Genomic DNA, 25,238 nt, shown 5'->3' with positions numbered 1-25,238 from the left:
TCCAATACCTCGTTTTTTCATGAAACCATACCATTTTCTGCTTATAAAGCCGACTTTTTTTGTCAAAGCTAATATGTATCAATCAATGTTAGAGGGTTTTCAACATGAAAAGTGTAGGATCAATCAGTATTTTACATGTCATCTTCCTATCAATGACTGTTATTGGCTTAAAAAATCATGTAACCATTATTCCTCCACTACTAGATGTGGCCAAAAGAGATGGCTGGCTATCGGTATTGTTTGCTGGAGGAATTATTTTCTTTTGGCTATTTTTATTAGTATATATTCAATCAAAATCTAATCAGGAGCCCATCCGAGATTGGCTCGATTCAAAAATCGGGAAAATTGGCTCTACTATTGTTATTTATACAGTTGCTATTTTTTTAATGATTATCGCAGCTTTTACAATGGTTGAAACACTGCAATGGATTAATACTACATTTTTACCGCAAACCCCTGTAATTATCTTACTATTTATCTACGTCATTCTGTGTATTCTTCTTGTGACGACTAGCTTACAGACGCTCGTCATTTTAAACGTTTTTGTATTATTCGGAGTAGTTATCTTTGGCTTTTTCGTGGCCTTTACGAACATGCAGGTAAAAGATTATGAATTATTACGTCCATTTTTTGAACATGGATTCCAGCCTGTCTTGCGAGGTATGATTTTCCCTGCATCAGGGTTTATTGAGCTTTTAATGTTGCTATTTTTACAGCATCAATTTAAGGAACGTATTCGCTGGTACCACTTTGCTATTATGCTGGCCATTTTAGTAGGACTGACATTAGGACCTTTAATTGGAGCCATTACAGAATTTGGACCGAATGAAGCGGCTAAGCAACGCTATCCTGCCTACGAAGAATGGGGATTAGTGACAATCGGTCGCTATATCGAGCATCTTGACTTTTTCTCCATTTATCAATGGCTGACAGGAACCTTTATTCGTGTTAGCTTCCTTTTGTACATTGTGGCAGATTTATTGAAGATGACAGGAGATCCCAAGCGTATATGGCAAATGCTTGCTCCTCCCTTCTTTATTCTTTGTTTACCATTAATCATGCTAAATGAAAGCCTATTTTTAAAAGTAAAAGGAAATTATATTCTGGCAGCCACTTTTATTTTTTTCTTTTTACTGTCAATATTTTTCGTAGTCGTAGCTTTCTTGTCGGATAAATCTTCTAAAAAGGGGAAAACTGAAAAACAAGATAAGAAAAGTGGTGAATCATAATGCCTCAGCAAGAACAAGCGCTAGATCTTAGTACGCTCAGAAAATTATTTCAAAAATCAGCAGATATTCAATTTCAGGAATATATGTTTAATCAGCAGAAAGTACACTTTATTACGTGTGATGCTATGATTGATCAACAAATGCTTAATGAAGTGATTATTCAACGTATTCAATATTTATATGATCATTTGGATGAGGTTCCCTTTGAAGAGAATATCGCAAGGCATCTTCATGTTCCAAGTATTCAAAAAGTACAAGACAAGGAACAGCTGATAACTTTTGTCTATAGTGGCTTCTTGTTGTTGTATTTTGACGAAGACAATCTTTTATATGCAAGCAATATTGCCCAAAAGCCGAATCGCCAGCCTGAAGAAACGCGCATGGAGGTTCTTGTTAAAGGGCCCAGAGATAATTTCATTGAAGATATTCGCGTCAATATCGCACTCATAAGAAAACGCTTGCCGACCAACTCATTTTGTGTGGAAAAAGTGGAGCTTGGGAAACGATCAAAAACTACGGTAGCCATTCTTTATTTTGATGATATTGTGGATATGGATATTTTACATGGCATCAAAAAGCAGCTTGCTGCTGTTGATACAGATATTGTTTTTAGTGGCGATTTATTGATGGAACGGGTGAATAAAAATTCCAAGCTTTTTCCGAAGTTTGATTATACTGGACGACCTGATTATGCGGTTCAGGCCTTAGCAAGAGGACGTTTTATTATTTTTGTAGATGGCGTCGCCTATGCCATCATTACCCCTGTCAATTTGTTTCTCTTACTGAAATCAGCTGAGGATAATGAATATCCTATTATTTTCAGTTCACTGGAACGATTATTAAGAATATTTGGTATTTTAATCGGCTTACTACTTCCTGCATTCTGGCTTGCCTTGACAACCTATCACCAAAACCAACTGCCGCTTCAACTACTCGCAACCGTCGTGCAAGCGAAGGCTGGCTTACCGCTCCCCTCTTCGCTTGAAATGTTGCTGATGCTGCTGATGTTTGAATTATTTCGTGAAGCAGGCTTGCGTCTCCCTTCCGTTATTGGTGGGACCATCAGTGTTGTAGGTGGATTAATTATTGGGGATGCAGCCATTCGAGCAGGTGTAACGAGTCCTGAAATGATCGTTGTCATCGCTATTTCTACCATTGCTTCCTTTACATTAGTGAATCAGTCACTTGTTACTTCAGTTAGCATATTACGCGTTGCCTTTATCTTTGCTAGTGCCTTTTTCGGGTTATTTGGCTTCTTTGTTTCTTTATACCTGACACTGCTTTATTTAAGTAATATTCGAATTTACGGCTACTCTTACATGAATCTAGCAACAGATCTAAATTGGGCAACCATTAAAAAATCCATCTTTCGATTATCACCCAAAGGCTATACTGAGCGGAACAAAGCGCTTGCTCCTCAAGATTATACACGAACTTCAAAAGGGCATGAGAACAAAGATTCTCCACATAAAAACAAATAGCATCCCTATCCATTGTGAAGGGATGCTATTTTTATTCGCTCAACTATTTTGGACTCTTTCTTTTATAAGGTCCAGTACACTTTCCCAATGACCTTTCATTTCTTCTCGTACTGTCTGATCAGAAAGATGTTCTTGATGAAAGCTAATGGTTGTTTTATTACGCTCTTTGGGTAAAATACGAATTTGTACAGTAGATGGTTTTGACCACTCTTCCTTTTGCCAAGTCAATCGAAGCTGCTCTAATGGTTTAACAATCCTGATTTCGCCTGTCCCTGTCTTTGAATGATATTTGTACCCAGGTTCGAATATAACTGAAGTGTCTTCCCCCAGCCATGTACGTACTCCTTCTGTTGTCGTAATCAATACCCATGCTTGCTCCTGCGAAATTGGAAATGTCCTTCTAACCCCAATTTGAAAACCCACACTTTTCGTTTGACCGATAATTTTTTCGTTATCCATTGCTTCACCTCTATTTTATGACCTTTATTGTGAACTGTAATGTTCTATTCGATTTACCTGCTAAACATTCCTTCTATGATTCATAAATGAATGTTCCATTTTCCATATTAAAGATTTGACCTGTTACCCTATGCATATTCGATGGCATTACCTTCAATCGATTCCCTCTTTCCACATAAACCTTCACTATGCATGTCAGTGTCCTTTGGCTACCACATGAGCAGTTGTACAAGTAACTTAGGGAAGCAACCAAAAAAGGGAAATTGTTTTAAAAAACAATCTCCCCCTCCTTCATTTACGTCAATTCCACAAACTCTTTCTGAACGCTTTGTTCTATTTGTCCCTTGCGAAATTGAATATGATGAAGCTTTGCAAAAATCCCATTTTGAGCCACTAGCTCATCATAGGTACCATCCTCTTCAATGCCCTTCGGTGTCACAACTAATACACGATCAGCATTGCGAATAGTTGCCAGTCGATGGGCAATAACTAGTGTTGTACGATTTTCAGCAAGCTCTGTTAACGATTGCTGAATAATCATTTCTGTTTCTGTATCTAAGGCAGAGGTTGCCTCGTCTAAAATTAAGATAGGCGGGTTCTTTAGGAACATACGAGCAATCGCTAGTCGTTGCTTTTGTCCTCCTGATAATTTTAAGCCACGTTCACCTATTTGTGTATCATAGCCATCGGGCAGCTCTGCAATAAATGCCTCTAGATGTGCTTTTTTCGCTGCCTCTCGAATTTCCGCTTCACTTGCATCTAATTTTCCATAGGCAATGTTTTCACGAATCGTACCTGTAAATAAAAAGACGTCCTGCTGTACGATACCAATTTGAGCACGTAATGACGCTTGTGTCATATTACGTATATCGATACCATCAATCGTAATAGCGCCTTTTGTCACCTCATAAAATCGAGGAATCAATGAGCAGATTGTAGTTTTACCAGCACCCGAAGGCCCTACAAAGGCAATGGTTTGGCCAGCTTTTACATCAAATGATATATCATGTAAAACCTGTTTGGATGCATCATAATTAAAATGAACATGATTGAAGGCAATATTTCCATCTAAATGTTTTATAACCTTTGCATCCTCACGATCTTGAATTTCTGGCTCCTGTTCAATTAATTCACGGAAGCGCTTAAAGCCAGCCATTCCTTTCGGATAAAGCTCTAATAAAGCACTAATTTTATCAATTGGTTTAATCAGGACATTCGTATATAAAACAAAGCTCACTAGCTCCCCATAAGATAATTTCCCATTAAAGCTTAGCCAAGCGCCGACCACTAACACCATTAATGTAAGGAGGCGCGTCATCATGTAAATACTGGAGTGTGTCCCTGCCATAATTTTATAGGCATATAATTTAGCCGTACGGAAAAATCCATTTTGCTCCTTAAAGCGTTTAATTTCAAAATCTTCATTTGTAAAGGATTTCACAACACGGACACCAGATACACTATCCTCTACACGTCCGTTCACATCAGCAATTTTGCCATACATCGTTTTCCAAGCATTGTTCATTTTTATATTACTAAATGTCACAAGCCATGTTAAAAATGGCACCATAATCGCTGCAATCAAAGCGAGTGTTGGATTGACATTAAACATAATGGCAAAGGCCCCAACAAAGGTCATGATTGCAATGAAGAGATCCTCTGGTCCATGATGGGCAAACTCGCCTATATCAAACAAATCATTGGTAATACGACTCATAATATGACCTGTTTTCGTATTATCAAAGAATCGGAAAGATTGCCTTTGTACATGCGTAAATAATTCCTGACGCATATCCGTTTCGATATTTATGCCTAGTTTATGCCCTAAATAGTTAACGATAAAGTTCAATAATGTACTAATGGCATAAACAAGCAGTAATAGGACACTTATTTTCACGATCATGCCCCAATCCCCTGTTGGCAATAACTCATCGATAAACCATTGAACAGCCAATGGAAACGCAAGCTCTAAGATTGCTACAATAATGGCACTCGAAAAATCGATGACAAACAATCGTTTATGTGGCTTGTAGTAGGAAAAAAATTTTCTATACATGTTTGTCTCCTCTCTAAGTTGTAAAAATTTTGCCTATCTTTTAATAGTACCATTTGTGCAAACGTAACGGAAAAGTATTTTTTCTCCATAGCAGTATATTTTTATTTACTTTTAAAATGTTGCATGTTACTATGTTAGTAAGAATTGAATAGCTTTTGACTTTATTGTCAAAGGGGAGTAGCTAGCAGATGCGATCGAAGCATCTGATTCACATTCGTCATTACATGGTATATTACCATCGGGTGTGATGGCATTTCTTGTCACACAGAACACTTTCTGTGCAACGAACAGTTAATTGCTTAGCAAGACCTTTGCCTATTTTTTAGGCAGGGGTCTTTTTCTTTTGCTTAAAATAGGGAAAGAATAAGTTAGCAAGCCATTCATTTCTGTTCAACAATTAAAGGAGGCAATAAATTTGGAGGCAATATTTTTAGAATACGCATGGGTACTTGTCGTATTAATTGTACTAGAAGGTTTGTTAGCAGCAGACAACGCCGTCGTAATGGCTGTTATGGTTAAGCATTTACCAAAGGCACAACAACAAAAAGCTTTATTGTATGGTTTGGTGGGGGCATTTGTTTTCCGTTTTGCCGCATTATTCCTTATTACAACGCTCGTTAATTTCTGGCAGATTCAAGCAATAGGTGCCGCTTATCTACTGTTTATGTCTATTAAGCATATTTATGATTCGCGGAAAGCATCTCAAAACTCCGAAGAAATTCAAGAGCCGAAAAAACAATCTGGCTTCTGGATGACGGTTGTAAAAGTAGAACTTGCTGATATCGCATTTGCTGTGGATTCTATTCTTGCGGCGGTTGCCATTGCTGTCACACTTCCACATATCGGTGATTTTGATATTGGCGGTATTAACGCAGGTCAGTTCGCAGTAATGTTCTTAGGTGGTATTATTGGTGTCATCATGATGCGTTTCGCAGCTCGTTGGTTTGTAAAGGTTCTCGACAAATTCCCATCACTTGAAACAGCTGCTTTCCTAATTGTCGGCTGGGTTGGTGTAAAATTAGCTGTATTAACATTAGCACATGAAAAATTGGGTGTGATTCCACACGAATTCCCCCACTCCACTCTTTGGAAAGCTATTTTCTGGATTGTCTTAATTGCTATCGCATTAGGTGGCTACCTAATCGGTGTCAAAAATCAAAAGAAACAAGAACAATAATAATGAAAAATCGCTTCGATTACGATCGGGGCGATTTTTTTATTTTCTTAAAAATATAAAAGAAGTTATTTTCTAATTGAGAACGAATATCAATTATTTTTTGCATGAATTGCTTTAAAAATTAAATTTTTTGTATGTTACTGCCTCTACGCTGTATACTAGTAAAGAAGTCATTTACTGCAAAAGGAGGAAAACTTTTATGTTATCTGAAAAACTACACACAGCTCTTAATGAACAAATGAATTTTGAATTCTACTCTGCGCATGCCTATATGGCAATGGCAGCCTATTGCACAGATCAAGATTATGATGGCTTCGCTAACTTCTTTTTAGTACAAGCAGAAGAAGAACGCTTCCATGCCATGAAATTTTATAATTTCTTAAGTGATATGGGCTACCGCGCAACAATTCAAGGTTTTGAAAGCCCAGGCAATCATTTCGAATCCATTTTAGATGCCTTTAAAACGGCTCTATCACACGAAAAAGAAGTAACACGCCGTATTTACAATTTATCAGACATTGCTTTAGATGAACGTGAGCATGCGACAATGGCCTTCTTAAAATGGTTTATCGACGAGCAAGTAGAAGAAGAATCTACATTTGATACATTAATTCGTAAAATCGAGCGTATCGAAACTGACTCAAACGCAATCTTTATGCTAGATGCAGAATTGGCTACACGTACATTTACACCAGATACAGAAGCATAATATTTCTTATAAAAAATCTGCCATTAAGGCAGATTTTTTTAGGTATCTATCTTGCTTGTGGGATTTTCAAAAGATGCAATAAAAGAGAAACGTTGAAAAATCAACGTTTCTCAGGTTCTTTATGGTTCCCTTACCACTCCATCAAAGGCAGCTTGATAGATTTGATAGATATCTTCACGCTTTAATGGCATTGGACTTCGCGCTAAAATACGCGTTTGTTTTGTAGCATCCTCTGTTAGCTGTTCAAGTGCTGATGCAGGGATATTGAATCCTTGTAATGTTGAGGGAATTTTCACATCTTGAACGAGTTGTTGTAAGGCGTCAACACATTTATAGGAAGCCTCTTCTTGCGATAAATAGGAAGATGATATCCCCATGGCATCTAAAATATCTTTCATTCGTTTTTCACAGCTTTGACGAATATACCCCATGACATATGGTAATAGTACTGCATTGGAATCACCATGAGCTATATGGAACTGACCTCCCAGGGGATAGGCTAAAGCATGGACGCCTGCTACACCGGCATTGAAAAAGGCTAACCCTGCTAAATAGCTGCCATAACTCATATCTGTGCGCGCTTGCTTGTCTTGCCCATTATGGACAGCTGTTCGGATTGACTGGCTAATTAATCGGATAGCTTGTAGTGCAAGTGCATCTGTTACTGCATTCGCATTTACTGATACATAGGCTTCTATCGCATGAGTTAACGCGTCTACCCCAGTCGCAGCCGTTACCTTCGATGGTAAGGAAATCGTTAAGGCAGGATCTACAATCGCTACATCCGCTAATAAATAATCATGTGTCACAACATCCTTGGTCGTATCCAGTGATAGCACAGAAATATTTGTAACCTCTGAGCCTGTCCCAGAAGTGGTAGGAATTAAAATTTTAGGTAACCCCTTATTATCCAATGTTTTCGTTCCTGTTAGGTTTAAATAATCTGCAACTTTTCCATCATGTTTTGCTAATACGGCGGCAAGCTTCGCTAAATCCAGTGCACTGCCCCCACCTACACCAATCACCAAATCAAATGGATGCTTTCTCGTAAAATCAACCAGTTTTTCGCCAATTGCAAGCGGAGGCTCTGGTGCAATATCCGTATAAATGGTCGTTGTATAGCCTTTCTCAATCAAAGGCTTTTCAACATTGTCCGTTAGACCTATTTCTTTTAATAATGGATCTGTCACGATCAAAATATTGTGAGCGTTAAACTTCTTTACCTCTAGCAGAAGCTGACTCAAACAGCCCCAGCCAGTATAGCTAGCAGGCGTAAAGGTTAATTTATGCATGGCTTCTCTACTCCTATCTATTCATAATAGCCTTCCGTTGATTTTCTAAATGATTTAAATTGAATAGGATCATGGCCAAACCATACCTGTGAATTTGTTTCATTTGCTAGTCTTCGAATCCGTTCCACTGTTGAATTATAGCCTACAGAATCGTAGATAATGCCTGGTGGCTTGACAGGAGGCCCAAAGCTTTCTGCCGTATAAATGGCATCTGAGGCTAAAATAATGCCACCTGTGTCAGGCATTTGAATATGCAAACCTAGCATTCCCCAAGCATGACCACTACCAAAATTTAATACTTGTATCCCTTCAGCTAGTTTTACATGATCCTCGCCACGTTTGATTAAGCGCCATTGTAGATTGTTTTTAATCCACATATCAATGTCACCCCAAACATAGGCACCGTCTTTCACGTTTCTAGCATATGTTTGTAATGTGCCATTAAACTCATCTTCCTGTACAATAATTGTGGCATTTGTAAAGAGTTCTAAGCACCCTGCATGGTCGAGATGCAAATGGGAAGCAACAACATATTTGATATCCTCTGGACGAACATTTAATTCTTCTAGACGATAATGTAAATAGCATTCTTCTGGCATATTAATAGGAAATGCTTTTTGCGTAAATTCACCCCATCGCCCTTCTGGACCCATCGAGTTTGGATTGCATGCAGTATCAAATAGAATTTTGCCTTCTGGATGATCAATCAATACTGTATAAACAGGGAATTCAACAAATTCATTTGGCTGGTTTGGATGATCGATGGTTGCGGGATTGTGCATCGCAATCATATAATTTTTATCCATTCGCATCGTACCATTGTCCATCACATACAATTTTGGATGTTGTTTAATCATTTTCATTTTCCCATCTCCATTCGTGATTATTAGTTATTGGTTATTCCAAATTACTAGCTTCATTTCCGTCATTTCTTCTAACGCATATTTAATGCCTTCACGGCCTGTGCCGCTTTCCTTTACACCACCATATGGCATGTGATCTACTCGATAAGTAGGTACATCATTAATGATGACTCCACCAACGTGCAATGCTTTTGTAGCCTGAAAAGCTGTCTGAATAGAAGGAGTGAAGATGCCTGCCTGTAGGCCATAGTGAGAATTATTGATAGCCGCTATCCCTTCATCAATGGTGGATACCGTATTAACGATAACAACAGGTGCAAAAATTTCTTCACAGGATACACGACTCTGTGGCTGAACATTATATAAAACAGTGGGCAATAAAATATGATTGTCAATGTGACCACCTGTAATTACTTGTGCCCCTTCAGCTACTGCCTCTTTAATCCATTGATAAGCACGCTGTTGTTCAGCTTGTGAAATCATCATAGCAAGATCTGTTTGATTATCCATTGGATCACCAATTGTAAGCTGCTCTATTTTTTCCTTCAGCCGAATTAAAAATTCCTCCACCATACTTTCCATGACATAGATACGTTGTAAAGAAATACAGACTTGACCTTGGTTGGAAAAGGCCCCCATCACAATGCGATCCATAATACGCTCTAGCTGTACCCCTTCATCGATAATTACGCCTGCATTGGAACCTAATTCTAAGGTTACTTTCTTCAAGCCTGCACGATTGCGTAGAGAAATCCCTACCGCTGGACTTCCTGTAAACGTTATCATCTTAACATTTGGATGTGCTAAAAATGCATCGCCTACTAATTTACCTTGTCCAGTTACAAGATTAAAGGCACCTGCTGGTAAATTTGTTTGCGCCAATAATTTTGCCAAAAAATGGGCGGATAGCGCTGTTTGTGTGGCAGGTTTCAATACAATCGTATTGCCTGCAGCTAATGCTGGCCCAACTTTGTGTGCTACTAGATTTTGCGGAAAGTTAAATGGTGTAATCGCTGCCACAACACCGATTGGCTCTCTTAATGTATAAGCAAAGCGCCCCTCTCCATTTTTTGATGCATCCATTGGAACCATTTCACCAGTAAGTCGCTTTGCTTCTTCTGCCGCAAATTTATAGGTTTCAACTGTGCGATCAATTTCAGCGTAAGCATACTTTAACGGTTTGGCTGATTCCATTGCAATGATACTTGCTGCTTCATCTCTATTTTCTGCAAAAAGGGTGGATAACTGCTCTAAAATCTCTGCTCGTTGAAAAGCAGTTAATGCAGCCATTTGAGGAGCTGCAGCATGCGCACTTTCAATGGCCTCCTGTACATCTTTTTCAGTGGCCATCGCAAAGTGTGCCAATACCTCTTGTGAATAGGGAGATTGGATCTCCATCCATTCAGCAGTCATCTTCCATTCTCCATTAATCCATAAGCCCTTTTTCAATCGTAATTCACTCCTTTCTTTTTATGGTTACGTATTCATTTCAGAAAATAAAGAAATGAATACGTAACCATTTTGGTGTAAAAAATAAACTGATGGTCTATCAGTTTATTTTACACGTTGTATTTCTTGGGAAAATCTTAACAGACTCTGTTTGTCTAATGCAAGTACTTTTTTTCTCCATTACCTCAAATAATTTTTCGATAGCAATAAAACCTAAGTTCTCTTCTGATGTTAAACCTACAGTTGTTAAGGCAATAGAGTGATGTTTACTAAGCTCTACATTATCAATACCAATGATATTAAAATCTCTCGGAACCTGAAAACCTCTCTCTAAACAAAGATTCAATATTTCAATGGCAATGGCATCCGTAGCAGCACAAATAGCTGTTGGTCTTTTTTCGAGTTGTAAAAGCTCTGCAAACGCACGTTCAATATCCATTTTATTGGTGTTCGTTAAAAAAGTAGGCACTAATTTTGCATCTAGCCCATAATCCTGTAAAGCTTGTTCAAATCCCAGATAGCGTCCATAGAAGGTACTCATTTGATGTGGACCCCCTATCCAACATAAAGAGTCATGCCCTAATGATAGGACATGCTTGGTCGCAAGGTAACCTGCTTGAACATTATCAATTTCTACAAAATGTCTATTCTCTTTATGCTTACGGTTAAACATAATAAATGGAATAGCTAGTTTTTCTAGTTTATAAAATAAATCATCTTGATACAACATAGAAGACAATATAATTGCGTCTGCTTTCGTTTCTAAAACGGCATTGTAGATTGAATTAAGATTATCCTCTGTGCCAAAATAGACATTAACTTTATAGCCACGTGCATTAACATAATTCACGATGGCTGTAGTTGTATCAACAAAAAAAGGGTTGTGTAAGGGCCCCGAAATCAATGTAATAATGCCTGTTTTTTTCTGAACAAGCGATCTTGCTATATCATTTGGCACATAGTTTAGTTCCTCTATCGCCTGCATTACTTTTTTAATTGTTTTTGGCTTTACAAGCTCTGGTGTATTCAATACTCTAGATACAGTTGTTTGTGAGACACCAGCATGCTTCGCCACATCTTTTGAAGATACCAAAAAAACCACCCATTTCATCATTGTGAAGCTATATTATATCATCTATAGAATAATGATTATAGTGATGATTCCTTCTCGACCTTAACGCTTTCGCTCATATGGCTTTGCAGCTTCACTCGCTTTAAAGTTATAAACAGGTTTAATAACTTTAACAATATCTACAGTTTCCCCAATCGCAGAAGTAATTTCTGTCATCGGCTTATAGGCCATTGGTGCCTCATCCAATGTTTCTTCATTGACTGATGTTGTCCAAATCCCCTGCATCGTATCTTTAAAATCGGCCATATTCAAAGCTTTTTTCGCTGCGCGTCGTGAAAACATGCGTCCTGCTCCATGGGGGGCTGAATAATTCCATTCCGCATTGCCTTTCCCTATACAAATCAGAGATCCATCCCGCATATTCATTGGAATAACTAGCTTTTCATCTTTATTTGCACGCACAGCCCCTTTGCGAAGCGTCATCGTTTCTGTATCGATATAGTTATGAATCGTATCAAACGTATCTGTAAAATGCCAATCCATCTGTTTAGCAATGGTTTCTGCAATGGTCCAACGATTCATCCGTGCAAATTGCTGTGCGATCTTCATATCATGAATATAATCATGGAAAGCTTCCCCCTCTAAATATGACAAGTCTTTCGGAACGAACGGTGTTTGTTCTTTATAGGCTTGTATCATGGATTGAATCTCTTGTTGTCGTCCTTGCTGTTTCATTGCCTCTATTTTTTCTGTCAAATCTTCTCGACGTAAATTTTCATAAGCTCTTTTTTGATGCCAATTAGCAACCTTTGCCCCTACATAGCGTGACCCCGTATGGATGAGCAAATAGTGCTGATCATCTTCATCTTTGGCAAGTTCAATAAAATGGTTGCCTCCCCCAAGTGTACCTAATGACAAGTTCGTATAGTCGTCTTTCAAGCCGCTTGCTCGAAATTGTTTACCTTCAAACTCTACAAAATGTCGGCTTGGCGATACTTCTTTATGAATATCCTGCCCACTTGGTACATATGTGCGAATGATGGCATCGAGTTGAGCAAAATCAACTGTTGTTACGTCAAGTTGTGCTACAAATACACCACACCCCACATCAATGCCGACAAGATTGGGTACAACACGGTCTTGCAATTGGATGGTCGTGCCAATGACACATCCTTTACCCGCATGATAATCTGGCATAATACGTACTTTAGTGCCTGCCATAAAAGCCTGGTCTGTTAATTCTTGAATCTGATCAACAGCTGTTTGTAATGCTGTTTGCGCAAAGATTTTTGCATTCGTGAAGCGTCCATTTATTTCAATCAAGTGTATCCCTCCTTACTACTTATACGTAAAACTGGAATGATTTGTTTCATATCATAAAGAAAACGTTCTAAAAGCATGCTACTTTTAGAACGTTTGGTGAAAACCTAATCTTCATATTGTACAACTAATTTTTTAGGTATTTCGGGTATATCATTTGATTTTACATCTTCTTCCCTTAAGTCAAGCATTTGCAGGGGATATTTTTCTTGCACCTCAAAAGGTATTGCAATACTTTCCATTTTATTATTCATTTGACTTCTTGCGAGTAAGCCATTGTTTGATAAATCAATGGCTAAAATAGCCTGCACAGTTTCCTCAAGCATGGCAATATCCTTCGATTTCAACGGCATTTGCTCATTCATTAAAAATGGTTGAAGATGCTCTTTTATATAACCCTGTGCTTCGATTAAGCAAGAAAATTCATTTAATTTTTCAGCATAGCGCTTTAACTGACGCTTATCTTTTGCACGCTGTTGATTTAGTTTCTGTACCTTTTGTTCAATACGGCTCATGCGTACTTTCACTAAATCAATCAAAAAAGGCTGTGTATCTCGAATCGCCTGTAGCATTGAAACCTCTGCTTGTTGTACCTTGGCATATTGGGCGACACAAACCTCTTGCTGCTCATTGAGTTTTTGAACACGCTCTTTGAAAAATTCATTTTGCGTATGTTGGCCAAAGAAAGCTTTCATAAGACCTTTACCATGAATTTTTTTATGTTGTGCATCTAAACGCTCATATTCGCGTAAATACTCACTGTGCATGTTGCGGTATTCACGCAACATTTGTTGATAGTGCACAGCAATTTCAGTAAATTCTTCCACCTTGGAATCGTGTAAATAATCATGTTGCGCTATCGTTTGTAATAGCTGATACAGTGTTTGAACCTGTTTAAACGTGTTCGCTACCTGTTCATATTCTTGCTCATATTCTTTGACAATTGCTAAGTCACGTTGATAGCGAGAATATTCATATTGGGTATCGCCTGCATATTTTTCTATATTCTCTACAGCAGATTGAAATGGATCTCGTTGTGGAATTACAGTTAATTCGAAGCGGAATCGTTCAAGCCATTGTAAGAAGCGAATTAGGATGGCATATGTTTTTTTATCACTATTTTCAGCCACACGATGAATGTGAGCAATTAATTGATCATACTGACTTTTTTGCCAAAGCTCATGACTGTCTGTTTGTTTGGCTACTAGTGCATTAATTGCTGAAATCCCTATAAAATCACTCATCAAATGACCAATACGTTGTTGTTCAGAGTCCATAAATGCTGTGGCATGTTCCTCATCATCGATGCCGTTGATGACACATAAAGGTTCAACACCTTTATTCTTTAACGTTTCAATCAAGAGAAGTTCAGCATCCATTGCCATTGAACCAGCGCGTAACACCCAGAAAATTTCATCAACACGGTTCATAAGCGCCTCTGAAAAATAAGCCATTTCTCCTCCGCCTGCTTCTAATGACACAGAATCAATTATTGTCACGGATTTTAATAAATCATTTTTCAAATAGACTTCTAGGTAATCTAAGTGTTCACGTAAAATCTGGGAAGCAAACGTATCGCCAGTTGTTAGTAGCTCTAATTTACTGAGATCAAATACAGCGACAACACCATCTAAAAAATAAGCTTTAATCTCTTCTTGCTCGCCGTAGCGTATAAACGTATTTACACTTGTTGGATGCTGATCATCTACCGATAATATTTCGCGTCCTAGAAGTCCATTCACAAGTGTTGTTTTGCCCACCCGCTCTTTTCCAACTATTAAAATCATCGTCTGGTTATTGGCATCTTGAATGATTCGATTTAAATGTTTTGCTGTATCTTTCACATATGTATTTTGGACGATGATGCCATACAAGTGTCGTAGTTGGTCAACAAATTGCGGCAAAATATTATTCGCTGAGGTTGTATTTTCGATTGGCGTATTGTCAATGTTCGTCATCCTCAAAACCTCTTTTCGTATGTATCTATAAGACCATTATAAATGAAACTATGGCTTTTCTAATACATGGATTGATGAAAAGAGGACAATATACTTATACGTTTATACGACAAATAGGAATTCATCCTTACACCTATTTCCTGTCTGCTTCATATATGATTGCTACACAGACTAAAGGGAATAGTCCCAGCTATGAGTTTAGAAGTATTAGGCTTGGAGATTTCTCTCCAAGGTTGCTGAATAGCTGACCTTTGTCCTATCCCTCCAAACCAGCTATACGTGCATAAACAGCTCCAAGTAATGGCATTCCACCTTGGGCACCTAGTTTCTCTACAGATAAGGAAGCAGCGATATTAGCAAAATATACAGCCTCATCCAACGATTGCCCTTCTACTAAAGCATAGGCTAAAGCACCATTAAAGGTATCACCTGCGCCCGTTGTATCCACGACTGTTGTCATATAACCTGGAACATGAATTGGATAGGAGCCATCGAAATAACGTGCACCATCACTTCCTAGCGTCACGATTAATTTATTAGGATATTTTTCTAAAACTTGTTCCACTGGCTCGTTAAAAATTTCAGCACATTCTGTCTCGTTAGGTGTTAAATAGGTAATATCGTCCATCCACTGCACATCAAAATTGGCTGCTGGAGCAGGGTTTAACAGTATCGGAACACCCGCTTCTTTACATAAATGAATGGCATGGGCTGTCGTCTCTTTAGGGATTTCAAGCTGTATAATTACCAAGTGACTTTTTTGTATCAACTCTTTTGAAGCTTCAAGATGGGATATGCTTAGGTCATAATTAGCTCCAGGTACGACAACAATTCGATTATCGTTATTGTAAATAAGTATATTAGCAATTCCTGTAGGAGCAGTGGTGCTTTTTACAATGGCGTTTGTCTGAATCTGCTCTTGCTGTAAAGCAGCATGTAATGTCTCACCAAAATGATCATTCCCTAAACAGCCAACCATCGCCACCTCGCTGCCAAGACGAGCTGCGGCAACTGCTTGATTAGCCCCTTTTCCTCCTGGAACTGTTTGAAACGAGTGACCTAGAATGGTTTCCCCCTGCTTTGGAAAAGCATTCATTTGTACAACTAAATCCATATTTAAACTTCCTATAACTGTAATCATGGAATTCCACCTTTCATCTTTTGATCAAACAAAAAACAACTGAAATGAGTAGTATCATTTCAGTAGCTTAACAATATAAAAATTCGTATAAACTAAAAACCTATCGACTGTTTTAGGGATGCCCTAAATTCTTTCACTTACTGTAAATCGATACGAGCTTCTTTTACTCGTTAAATGAAAACGATCTAGTCACTCAGGCTATCTTCCTGTTATGCGAAGCAATGCTTCAGATGGCGCTTTCAAAAACTGGCTGGATTTGTCCTTTAATATACAAATATTTTTATAATGATAACATAGTGCCACCTTCGCATTTGATGTTTCCTTAATTATAAATAATTTCATATAGGAAATGCACTACAAACACAAAAAAACTGAAGACAACATCAAATTTGTCTTCAGTCATATCAATTAATAGGCTACTCGCTTCGCCTCATATGCGGCAATGTGGTCCTCATATTTAAAGGTTAAGGCGATTTCATCCCAGCCATTCAGTAACGTTTCTTTATAGTATGGGTCAATTGTAAAATGATAGACTGTACCATCTTCCCCTGTTACGGTTTGCTCTGCAAGATTTACTTCCATACTATAGGGTTTTGCTAAGCCTTTTGCTAAAATAGCATCACATTCTGATTCTGTTAGCTTAATCGGTAAGATACCGTTTTTGAAGCAGTTATTATGGAAAATATCTGCAAAAGAAGGTGCAATCACAACGTTAAAACCGTAATCTAAAATTGCCCATGGTGCATGTTCACGAGAGGAGCCACAGCCGAAATTATCTTGCGCCACTAGAATTTTAGATTCTTTAAATTCAGGTTTATTTAATACAAAGTCAGCTATTTCATTCCCTTGTGCATCGAAACGCCAATGGTAAAATAAAAACTGTCCAAAACCTGTGCGCTCAATACGTTTTAGAAATTCTTTTGAAATAATTTGATCGGTATCAACATTTTTTCGATCAAGTGGTGTGATGACACTATTTACGATATTAATTGGTTCCATTTTTCAATCATCCCTTCCCGAGTAAAGCAAGACTTACACTGTTTCCTTCACAAATTCACGTACATCGACGAAGTGACCTGCAATCGCAGCGGCTGCTGCCATTGGTGGTGACACTAAATGTGTACGAGCTCCAGCGCCCTGACGTCCTTCAAAGTTGCGGTTTGAGGTAGAGGCACAGCGTTCTCCAGCTGGTACGACGTCATCATTCATCGCAAGACACATCGAGCAACCAGATTCTCGCCATTCAAAGCCTGCATCCATAAATATTTTATCTAAACCTTCTGCCTCTGCTTGTTTTTTCGTTGTATGTGAGCCTGGGACAACGATGGCTGTGACCTTGTCATGCACCTTACGCCCTTTGATGACATCAGCAGCTGCACGCAAATCACTAATGCGTGAGTTTGTACAGGAGCCAATGAAGACATGCTGGATGTCAATGGATGTTAATGGCTGGCCTTCCTCTAAGCCCATATAGGCAAGTGCTTTTTGAAGTGCCGCCTTGTCTGATTCATCCTCATAATCTGCTTGTGTTGGAACATGCCCAGAAACACCAGTACCCATCGATGGGTTTGTTCCCCACGTAATGATTGGTTCAATTTCTTCAGCTTTTATAATACGAACCGTATCGTACGTTGCATCTTCGTCTGAAGCAAGACTTAACCAGTAAGCGGCTGCTTCTTCCAATTTTTCTCCCTGCGGTGCATATTTGCGTCCACGAATATAATCGACTGTTGTTTGGTCAGGTGAGATAAGCCCTGCTTTTGCGCCTGCCTCAATTGACATATTACAAATCGTCATGCGTTCTTCCATAGATAGTTTGTGGATAGCCTCTCCAGTGAATTCCACAATATGTCCTGTACCAACACCTATTCCGAACTTGGCAATGATGGCTAGAATAATATCCTTTGCCGCTACTCCAACTGGTAGCTCCCCTTCAACACGAATCTCCATCGTTTTCGGCTTATTTTGCCATAATGTTTGCGTCGATAATACATGCTCCACCTCTGATGTTCCAATACCAAATGCAATGGCTCCAAAGGCACCGTGAGTCGATGTATGAGAATCACCACAAACAATGGTTTTACCAGGCTGTGTTAATCCAAGCTCTGGCCCAATCACATGGACAATCCCTTGGTCAGGGTGACCCATGCCTGCTAACTCAACGCCAAATTCCTCAGCATTTTTAGCTAATGTTTCGATTTGATTGCGCGCAATGGGATCATGGATAGTTGGTAAATTTTTTGTTGGTACGTTATGATCCATTGTCGCAAAGCTTAAATCAGGACGACGCACTTTACGTCCGTTCATGCGTAACCCTTCAAAAGCTTGCGGAGATGTTACTTCATGAATTAAATGAAGATCAATATATAACAGGTCCGGTTTGCCCTCTTCCTGATAAACAACATGTTTATCCCAAATCTTTTCAATTATATTTTTACCCATTGTCTTCACCTATTTCTTTAAATATATGTTGTCATAATACTTTGTGATACAAAGCTAGTATCAATTTCGTTAATTACCTTATCTGTCCATTCATTAGTTGATAAAATACGACTGCCGTCACGAGCAAGATCTGCTGTAAAGTAGCCATCATCAAATACTGCACTTACCGCGCGTTCAATTTCTGCTGCTTCTTCTTTTAAGCCAAATGAATATTGCAGCATCATCGCTACGGATAAAATGGTTGCAGCAGGATTTGCTACACCTTGCCCTGCAATTTCTGGGGCAGAGCCATGTACTGGTTCATATAAGCCAAAATTATCACCACGAATGGATGCGGATGGTAAAACACCTAGAGAACCAGTAATAACAGATGCTTCATCACTTAAAATATCACCAAACATATTTTCAGTAACGACTACATCATAGTGTCCAGGATTTGTAATAAGTTTCATTGCGACAGAGTCTACTAGGTTATGTTCTACGATTACATCTGGATACTCTTTTTTCTTTGCTTCTACAACTTCACGCCATAAGCGACTTGTTTCAAGCACATTCGCCTTGTCAACAGAGCATAATTTGCCACCACGTAAACGTGCTAGTTCAAAGGCATTCTCAACGATACGCTCTACCTCTGCTTTAGAGTAAACCGTTGTATCAATTGCGCCATTTTCAGTACGCATACGTGGTTCCCCGAAGTATACGCCGCCTGTTAGTTCACGTACAATCATTAAATCAACGTTCTCAGCCACTTCACGCTTTAATGGTGAAGCATCTAGTAAACTCGGGAACGCCTTTACTGGACGTAGATTGGCAAATAAATCGAAGTGTTTCCGAATTCGCAGTAACCCTTTCTCTGGGCGCAATTCAGGAGGGTTTTGATCCCACTTTGGACCACCTACAGCTCCTAATAAAATCGCATCACTATTTTCACACATCTCGATTGTTTCATCAGGTAATGGATTATTGTGCTGGTCGATCGCAGCACCACCAATTGTTGCATATCCTAAATGAAATGTATGATTAAATCGTTTACCAATCACCTGTAATACACGTACAGCAGAAGCAACAACCTCTGGCCCAATTCCATCACCGGGAAGTACTGTAATTTTTCTCTCCATCGTCAAAACACCTTTCTTTGTATAGCGTATTCGCTAATTTAGTAAAGACGCTCACCTACCTTTTATCGAGGTGAGCGTAGTCATTACGTCTAAGCGTAATTTTTGGTTAATTGATACAATACGCCATGACATCATTGCATCCGACTTGTGAATGGTACTTCATACAATTCACTACCTCAGAAACCTATACAGGATGTGCGCGAAGGCTTGCTTGAATTAAATGACGGTTAATAGCATTTAAATAAGCTTTTGCCGATGCTTCTAAAACATCTTGAGAGGAATTACGGCCTGTAGTCGAAACCTCATCATAGCGAATATTAATAACCGCTTCACCCAGTGCATCTCGTCCTTTGCCAACCGATGTCACACGGTAATCAATGACATGTACAGCTCCAGGTACAAGTTGCTCCAGTGTATTAAAAATCGCTTCTACTGAACCAGAGCCAGTAGCTACAACGGTTTTTTCTAGTCCCTCAGGTGTAAGCACAATGGCTGTAGCTGTAGGAATATTTTCAGTACCATATTGCACCTGCACCATTTTCAACTCAAAGAGTGGTACATCTTCTACTTGAACTTGTTGCTCAGTAAGTAAAGTAAGTAAATCTTCCTCTGTAATTTCTTTTTTACGATCAGCCAATTTTTTAAATTCCACAAATGCTTTGTTCAACTTTTCATCAGAAAGATGGAAGCCCATTGTTTCCGCACGATCACGGAAGGCTGCACGACCAGAATGTTTCCCGAGAACTAATGGAATCTCACCTTCGCCGATTAAAGCAGGTGAAATAATTTCATAGGTTTCTGGATTTTTTAAGACACCGTCTTGATGGATGCCCGATTCGTGTGCAAAAGCATTTCTTCCTACAATCGCTTTATTTGGCTGAATCACAACATTTGTCAATTTACTGACTAATTGAGACGTACGTTTAATTTCTTGCAACTGAATGCCCGTTTGCACCTGATAAATATCCTTGCGAATATGAAGTGCTACAGCAACTTCCTCGAGTGCCACATTACCTGCGCGTTCGCCGATACCATTGATTGTTCCTTCGACTTGTGCAGCACCATTTTCTATTGCGGCAATCGTGTTAGCTGTTGCCATCCCTAAATCATCATGACAATGGGCAGAGAATTTCACTTTATCAGCACCTTTGACATTTTCCAGTAGGAACTTAAATAATGCACCATATTCTTGCGGGGATGCATACCCTACAGTGTCTGGAACATTAATCGTTGTTGCACCAGCAGCAACCACTTCGTTCATAATTCGCACTAAAAATTCACGATCAGAGCGGAATGCATCCTCGGCAGACCATTGTACAAGTGGGAAGTACTTTTTAGCGTATTTAACAGCCTCTACCGCTTGCTCCACCACTTGCTCAGGGGATTTTTTTAATTTGTATTCCATATGAATAGGTGATGTGGCTAGAAAAATGTGAATATGTGGCTGTTGTGCTACTTTTATCGCTTCCCATGTAGCATCAATATCCTTTTGGATACAGCGAGCTAGCCCCGTCACAATGGAATTTTTTACTGTACCTGCAATGCGATGGACTGCATCAAAGTCACCGGGTGACGAAGCAGGAAATCCTGCTTCTATAATTGTCACACCAAGGCGCTCTAATTGTTTGGCAATTTCAATCTTCTCGGCTGTGTTTAAGTTGATCCCAGCAGATTGTTCACCATCGCGAAGCGTAGTATCGAAAATATCAATTTTTCGCACTTGTCGCCACTTCTCTCACAACTTTTTCTTTACCTTCGTTGATGAATGGCATCATAGCACGTAGTTTTGCGCCTACTTCTTCGATTTGATGGTTCGCACCAGCTTCTTTGAATTTTGTATATTCTGGACGACCATTTTCATTTTCTTGAATCCAACGACGAGCAAATGTACCATCTTGGATATCTGTTAATACGTCTTTCATACGAGCTTTTACAGACTCATCGATAATGCGTGGTCCTGCAACATAATCTCCCCACTCTGCTGTATCTGAAACTGAGTAGCGCATTGTTGCCATACCGCCCTCAAACATTAGGTCAACAATTAATTTAAGCTCATGTAGTGTTTCAAAGTAGGCTAATTCTGGTTGATAACCAGCTTCTACTAATGTTTCGAATCCTGCTCTTACTAGTTGTGTTGCACCACCACAAAGTACCGCTTGTTCACCGAATAAATCTGTCTCTGTTTCTTCTTTGAATGTTGTTTCAAGAAGCCCACCACGTGCAGCACCGATTCCTTTACCATACGCAAGTGCTAAATCTTTTGCTTGGCCTGTAGCATCTTGGTGAATAGCGAATAGTCCTGGTACCCCAGCACCTTCTTGGAATTGACGACGAACTAGATGTCCTGGTCCTTTTGGTGCTACTAAAAATACGTCAACGTCTGCTGGTGGTGTAATTTGACCGAAATGGATATTGAAGCCGTGTGCAAACATCAATGCTTTACCAGCTTGTAAATGTGGCGCAATTTCCGCTTCATAAACTGCTTTTTGGCGCTCATCTGGTAGTAGAATTTGGATAACATCTGCTTCTTGTGCTGCTTCAGCCACTGTTTTCACGTCAATACCATCTGCTTTTGCCGCATCGAAGGATCCACCTGGACGAACCCCTACTACCACGTCAAAACCTGATTCTTTAAGGTTTAAAGCATGTGCATGACCTTGTGAACCGTAACCGATAATTGCGATTTTCTTTCCTTTTAATACGTCCTCGTTGATATTTTGCTCATAGTACATTGTAGCCATTGTTAATTTCCTCCTAGAATATGTTTTGTTTTTTATAGCTTTAGATACTTGCTCTGTCTATAAAGCTATTCATTTTTATATGCAAACTATTTTAAAATAGAGAGCTGCGGGTTTGATACTTTTTGTGTTTCACGAACGGAGGCAGTTGCCCCTGTACGTGTAAGTTCTTTAATGCCATATGGTCGAATGAGTTCGATAAAGGCATCAATCTTCTCTGGATGCCCTACTACTTGATACGTCACAACATTTTTGGCTGTATCAATAATTTGGGCGCGGAACGGTTCAACAATTGAATTCATTTCCAAACGTAAATTTGGTGGGGAAATCACCTTTACTAGTGCTAGCTCTCGCAGAACAATCGATTTATCGGTAATGTCATTGACCTTTAACACATCAATTTGCTTGGATAGCTGTTTCACTAGTTGCTCAATTTTGCGTTCGTCCTCTATGTTGACAACGAAGGTCATCTTTGAAAAATTCGGTTGCTCCGTATGACCTACTGTAATCGATTCAATATTGAACTGACGCTTCATCAATAAACCTGTCAAACGGTTTAATACACCACTTTGGTTAATCACAGTTACGGTAATTACTCGCTTCAATTTTTTTTCACCCCAATCATTTCATGTAAGCCTGTGCCAGGTGCTACCATTGGGTAAACACATTCAAGCTGTTTCACTCGACAGTCAATTAATACTGGCTCATCAGATAGCAGTGCCTCACGGAAAATAGACTCTGCTTCATCGATTGTGTTAATACGATAACCTTTAATGTTATAAGCATCAGCTAACTTAACAAAATCTGGTTGGATCGGCATAAGTGATGATGAATAGCGCTCTTCATAGAATGTTTGTTGCCATTGACGTACCATGCCAAGACAGCTATTATTCAAAATCACTATTTTTACTGGTAAGTTAAATTCCTGTAGGATGGATAGCTCCTGTGCCGTCATTTGGAATCCTGCATCTCCTACAATCGAAATAACTTTTTTGTCTGGCTTCGCAAATTGGGCGCCAATTGCGGCCGGGAAGCCGAAGCCCATCGTACCAAGTCCACCAGACGTTACCCATGAATGATCATTATTTAAATGATAATATTGCGCTGCCCACATTTGATGCTGCCCAACATCTGTCGTCACAATGGCATTACCTTCAGTTACCTTGTGCACTAATTGCAATGCCTCTTGTGGTAGGATTTCTTGCGTATTTGTATCCTTGCAATACCATAATGGATATTCCATCGCATGATTCCTTAAATAAGCTAACCAATCGGCTGTATCAGGACCTTGGAAATCCTTTTTCAATAGTGCTTTTAAAGCCTCCTTGGCATCAGCAACAATTGGAATATCTGTCGGTACATTTTTGCCAATTTCAGCAGGATCAATATCGATATGGATAATCGTTGCATTTGGTGCAAATGTAGCTAGATTACCTGTTAGACGATCATCAAATCTTGCCCCAATATTGAGTAATAAATCCGATTTTGTGATCGCTGTATTTGCTGTAGCTGTACCATGCATCCCAGCCATCCCAAGGAATAAGTCATGTTCACCATGGATGGAGCCCAATCCTAGCAATGTGTTCGTTACTGGAATACGATATTTTTCTGCGAAAGTCGTTAATTCCTCACGTGCATCCGCAAAAAGAACACCTGCACCCGCTAAGATGATTGGGTTTTTTGCCAATGAAATGGCTTGAATCGCCTTTTGGACTTGTAAATAATTTGGTTTATATGTTGGCTGATAGCCTGGTAAATAAATTTCATCAGGTGCTTGCGGTGGATTCTCTACATCAAACAACATTTGGGAAACGTTTTTTGGGAAATCCACGACAACTGGTCCCTTACGACCTGTGCTAGCGATATGGAAAGCTTCCTTCACAATGCGGGGAATATCATTGACATCCTGCACCTGATAGTTGTGCTTTGTAATCGGTGTTGTAATCCCCATAATATCGGCTTCTTGGAAAGCATCTGTTCCGATCACAGATGTCGCAACCTGTCCTGTAAAAACAACCAATGGAATAGAGTCGATCATGGCATCCGCAATACCTGTTACAAGGTTTGTTGCACCAGGTCCACTTGTGGCAATAACAACGCCCGTTTTACCTGAAACACGAGCATAGCCTTCCGCCGCATGAATAGCACCCTGTTCATGTCTTGTTAAAATATGGCGAATTGGGTTTTTATACATCGCATCATAAATTTGTAATACGGCTCCTCCTGGATAGCCAAAGACAATTTCAACCCCTTGATCGTGCAATGCCTGCACTAATACATCTGCACCGTCCTTCGCTTGATAGGTTTGTTCAGCTGTTGCTGTTGTAGCTAATTGTTCTTGTTCATTGATTGAAACATTCGCACTCATCAAATTATGCCTCCTTCATTTCTTTCAAACTCACACATCAGTGTTGTAGATTAGTGAAGTGTCAATAGCTGGATTGACTATTCCTCTCGTCCTTTTCGTTGAGAGGCTGTTCAATTGCATCGTGAAAATAATAAAAAGCCTTTTTCTCCACACGCAAAGAACTACCTTACGTAGGGATGAAAAAGACTTTCCATGGTACCACCCTTTTTTATAGCAAATAATTGCTACCTCGCGAATAAATGACAGCATTTATGTGCACCCATGCGGAATATACCGCATCCAATAGGGTGTCATAAAACATTTATTCATTAATAACGAGCACTTTCGACTATGCCCGAAGCTATCTAATGGTGTAAACACGTTTAA

General features: G+C 39.3%; 20 protein-coding genes. 4 read left to right on the top strand and 16 right to left on the bottom strand.

The window, feature by feature from the left end; genetic code table 11:
* Positions 1-104: 104 nt before the first annotated feature.
* Positions 105-1,229: a GerAB/ArcD/ProY family transporter gene (locus B3D98_RS17350; RefSeq protein ID WP_048392400.1), complete on the top strand. Its 1,125-nt coding sequence runs from the start codon at positions 105-107 to the stop codon at positions 1,227-1,229.
* Complete coding sequence (locus B3D98_RS17345; RefSeq protein WP_048392399.1) at positions 1,229-2,710, top strand: spore germination protein; 1,482 nt, start codon at positions 1,229-1,231, stop codon at positions 2,708-2,710. Before B3D98_RS17350 ends, B3D98_RS17345 begins: the two co-directional genes overlap by 1 nt.
* A gap of 39 nt (positions 2,711-2,749) precedes the next feature.
* Here B3D98_RS17345 and B3D98_RS17340 read toward each other — a convergent pair whose 3' ends face one another.
* A complete protein-coding gene (locus tag B3D98_RS17340) occupies positions 2,750-3,169 on the bottom strand; it encodes an SRPBCC family protein (protein ID WP_288584681.1) in 420 nt (139 codons plus the stop codon).
* A 295-nt stretch (positions 3,170-3,464) separates the two neighbouring features.
* A complete protein-coding gene (locus tag B3D98_RS17335) occupies positions 3,465-5,225 on the bottom strand; it encodes an ABC transporter ATP-binding protein (protein ID WP_269898247.1) in 1,761 nt (586 codons plus the stop codon).
* Positions 5,226-5,640: 415 nt separating this feature from the next.
* Between B3D98_RS17335 and B3D98_RS17330 the strand changes: the two genes are divergently transcribed.
* Together B3D98_RS17330 and B3D98_RS17325 are read left to right on the top strand one after the other, a co-directional pair.
* Positions 5,641-6,402 (top strand): TerC family protein, encoded by a 762-nt coding sequence (locus B3D98_RS17330; RefSeq protein WP_016994674.1) that lies wholly within the window; start codon positions 5,641-5,643, stop codon positions 6,400-6,402.
* A 199-nt stretch (positions 6,403-6,601) separates the two neighbouring features.
* Positions 6,602-7,111 carry a ferritin gene (locus B3D98_RS17325; protein ID WP_048392396.1) on the top strand — a complete coding sequence of 170 codons (510 nt, stop codon included), beginning with the start codon at positions 6,602-6,604 and terminating at the stop codon, positions 7,109-7,111.
* 119 nt (positions 7,112-7,230) lie between these two features.
* Here B3D98_RS17325 and B3D98_RS17320 read toward each other — a convergent pair whose 3' ends face one another.
* The 14 genes from B3D98_RS17320 to ilvB form a co-directional block, all read right to left on the bottom strand.
* A complete protein-coding gene (locus B3D98_RS17320) occupies positions 7,231-8,403 on the bottom strand; it encodes an iron-containing alcohol dehydrogenase (protein WP_054550470.1) in 1,173 nt (390 codons plus the stop codon).
* 17 nt (positions 8,404-8,420) lie between these two features.
* Positions 8,421-9,266: an AhlS family quorum-quenching N-acyl homoserine lactonase gene (ahlS, locus tag B3D98_RS17315; RefSeq protein ID WP_288584674.1), complete on the bottom strand. Its 846-nt coding sequence runs from the start codon at positions 9,264-9,266 to the stop codon at positions 8,421-8,423.
* A 27-nt stretch (positions 9,267-9,293) separates the two neighbouring features.
* Positions 9,294-10,715 (bottom strand): aldehyde dehydrogenase family protein, encoded by a 1,422-nt coding sequence (locus tag B3D98_RS17310; protein ID WP_115673340.1) that lies wholly within the window; start codon positions 10,713-10,715, stop codon positions 9,294-9,296.
* 100 nt (positions 10,716-10,815) lie between these two features.
* Positions 10,816-11,817: a LacI family DNA-binding transcriptional regulator gene (locus B3D98_RS17305; RefSeq protein WP_288584669.1), complete on the bottom strand. Its 1,002-nt coding sequence runs from the start codon at positions 11,815-11,817 to the stop codon at positions 10,816-10,818.
* Between the two features lie 72 nt (positions 11,818-11,889).
* Entirely contained in the window at positions 11,890-13,110 is a 1,221-nt protein-coding gene (locus tag B3D98_RS17300) for an RtcB family protein (RefSeq protein WP_237898176.1), read from the bottom strand.
* A 104-nt stretch (positions 13,111-13,214) separates the two neighbouring features.
* Positions 13,215-15,065 carry a dynamin family protein gene (locus tag B3D98_RS17295; protein WP_048392390.1) on the bottom strand — a complete coding sequence of 617 codons (1,851 nt, stop codon included), beginning with the start codon at positions 15,063-15,065 and terminating at the stop codon, positions 13,215-13,217.
* Positions 15,066-15,321: 256 nt separating this feature from the next.
* On the bottom strand, positions 15,322-16,206 hold the full coding sequence (gene rbsK / locus B3D98_RS17290) for a ribokinase (protein WP_288584664.1): 885 nt from the start codon (positions 16,204-16,206) through the stop codon (positions 15,322-15,324).
* Positions 16,207-16,614: 408 nt separating this feature from the next.
* A complete protein-coding gene (gene leuD / locus B3D98_RS17285; protein WP_048392388.1) occupies positions 16,615-17,205 on the bottom strand; it encodes a 3-isopropylmalate dehydratase small subunit in 591 nt (196 codons plus the stop codon).
* A 33-nt stretch (positions 17,206-17,238) separates the two neighbouring features.
* Positions 17,239-18,648 carry a 3-isopropylmalate dehydratase large subunit gene (gene leuC / locus B3D98_RS17280; RefSeq protein ID WP_048392387.1) on the bottom strand — a complete coding sequence of 470 codons (1,410 nt, stop codon included), beginning with the start codon at positions 18,646-18,648 and terminating at the stop codon, positions 17,239-17,241.
* Between the two features lie 17 nt (positions 18,649-18,665).
* Positions 18,666-19,766: a 3-isopropylmalate dehydrogenase gene (gene leuB, locus B3D98_RS17275; protein WP_004231422.1), complete on the bottom strand. Its 1,101-nt coding sequence runs from the start codon at positions 19,764-19,766 to the stop codon at positions 18,666-18,668.
* A 184-nt stretch (positions 19,767-19,950) separates the two neighbouring features.
* The gene (locus B3D98_RS17270) at positions 19,951-21,486 is read right to left on the bottom strand and encodes a 2-isopropylmalate synthase (protein WP_288584654.1); all 1,536 of its coding nucleotides are present in this window, start codon (positions 21,484-21,486) and stop codon (positions 19,951-19,953) included.
* Positions 21,473-22,507, bottom strand: a complete 1,035-nt coding sequence (ilvC, locus tag B3D98_RS17265) for a ketol-acid reductoisomerase (protein WP_016991908.1) — start codon at positions 22,505-22,507, stop codon at positions 21,473-21,475. The genes B3D98_RS17270 and ilvC overlap by 14 nt, the downstream gene beginning before the upstream one ends.
* Positions 22,508-22,593: 86 nt before the next feature.
* Positions 22,594-23,109, bottom strand: coding sequence for an acetolactate synthase small subunit (gene ilvN, locus B3D98_RS17260; RefSeq protein WP_016991907.1), 516 nt, complete (start codon positions 23,107-23,109; stop codon positions 22,594-22,596).
* Complete coding sequence (gene ilvB, locus B3D98_RS17255) at positions 23,106-24,872, bottom strand: biosynthetic-type acetolactate synthase large subunit (RefSeq protein WP_054550476.1); 1,767 nt, start codon at positions 24,870-24,872, stop codon at positions 23,106-23,108. Before ilvB ends, ilvN begins: the two co-directional genes overlap by 4 nt.
* Positions 24,873-25,238: the final 366 nt, after the last annotated feature.

The sequence above is a fragment of the Lysinibacillus sp. UBA5994 genome (assembly GCF_002429725.1).
GTDB classification, from domain to species: domain Bacteria; phylum Bacillota; class Bacilli; order Bacillales_A; family Planococcaceae; genus Lysinibacillus; species Lysinibacillus capsici.
This window is presented reverse-complemented; position numbering and strand designations above follow the sequence as displayed.

Excerpts from the sequence above, each read along its gene's own strand:
- B3D98_RS17345 (WP_048392399.1), top strand. The coding sequence starts at position 1,229 with ATGCCTCAGCAAGAACAAGCGCTAGATCTTAGTACGCTCAGAAAATTA.
- B3D98_RS17295 (WP_048392390.1), bottom strand. The coding sequence starts at position 15,065 with ATGACGAACATTGACAATACGCCAATCGAAAATACAACCTCAGCGAAT.
- B3D98_RS17340 (WP_288584681.1), bottom strand. The coding sequence starts at position 3,169 with ATGGATAACGAAAAAATTATCGGTCAAACGAAAAGTGTGGGTTTTCAA.
- leuD (WP_048392388.1), bottom strand. The coding sequence starts at position 17,205 with ATGGAACCAATTAATATCGTAAATAGTGTCATCACACCACTTGATCGA.
- leuB (WP_004231422.1), bottom strand. The coding sequence starts at position 19,766 with ATGGAGAGAAAAATTACAGTACTTCCCGGTGATGGAATTGGGCCAGAG.
- rbsK (WP_288584664.1), bottom strand. The coding sequence starts at position 16,206 with ATGATTACAGTTATAGGAAGTTTAAATATGGATTTAGTTGTACAAATG.
- ilvB (WP_054550476.1), bottom strand. The coding sequence starts at position 24,872 with ATGAGTGCGAATGTTTCAATCAATGAACAAGAACAATTAGCTACAACA.
- B3D98_RS17325 (WP_048392396.1), top strand. The coding sequence starts at position 6,602 with ATGTTATCTGAAAAACTACACACAGCTCTTAATGAACAAATGAATTTT.
- ahlS (WP_288584674.1), bottom strand. The coding sequence starts at position 9,266 with ATGAAAATGATTAAACAACATCCAAAATTGTATGTGATGGACAATGGT.
- leuC (WP_048392387.1), bottom strand. The coding sequence starts at position 18,648 with ATGGGTAAAAATATAATTGAAAAGATTTGGGATAAACATGTTGTTTAT.
- ilvC (WP_016991908.1), bottom strand. The coding sequence starts at position 22,507 with ATGGCTACAATGTACTATGAGCAAAATATCAACGAGGACGTATTAAAA.
- B3D98_RS17350 (WP_048392400.1), top strand. The coding sequence starts at position 105 with ATGAAAAGTGTAGGATCAATCAGTATTTTACATGTCATCTTCCTATCA.
- B3D98_RS17320 (WP_054550470.1), bottom strand. The coding sequence starts at position 8,403 with ATGCATAAATTAACCTTTACGCCTGCTAGCTATACTGGCTGGGGCTGT.
- B3D98_RS17335 (WP_269898247.1), bottom strand. The coding sequence starts at position 5,225 with ATGTATAGAAAATTTTTTTCCTACTACAAGCCACATAAACGATTGTTT.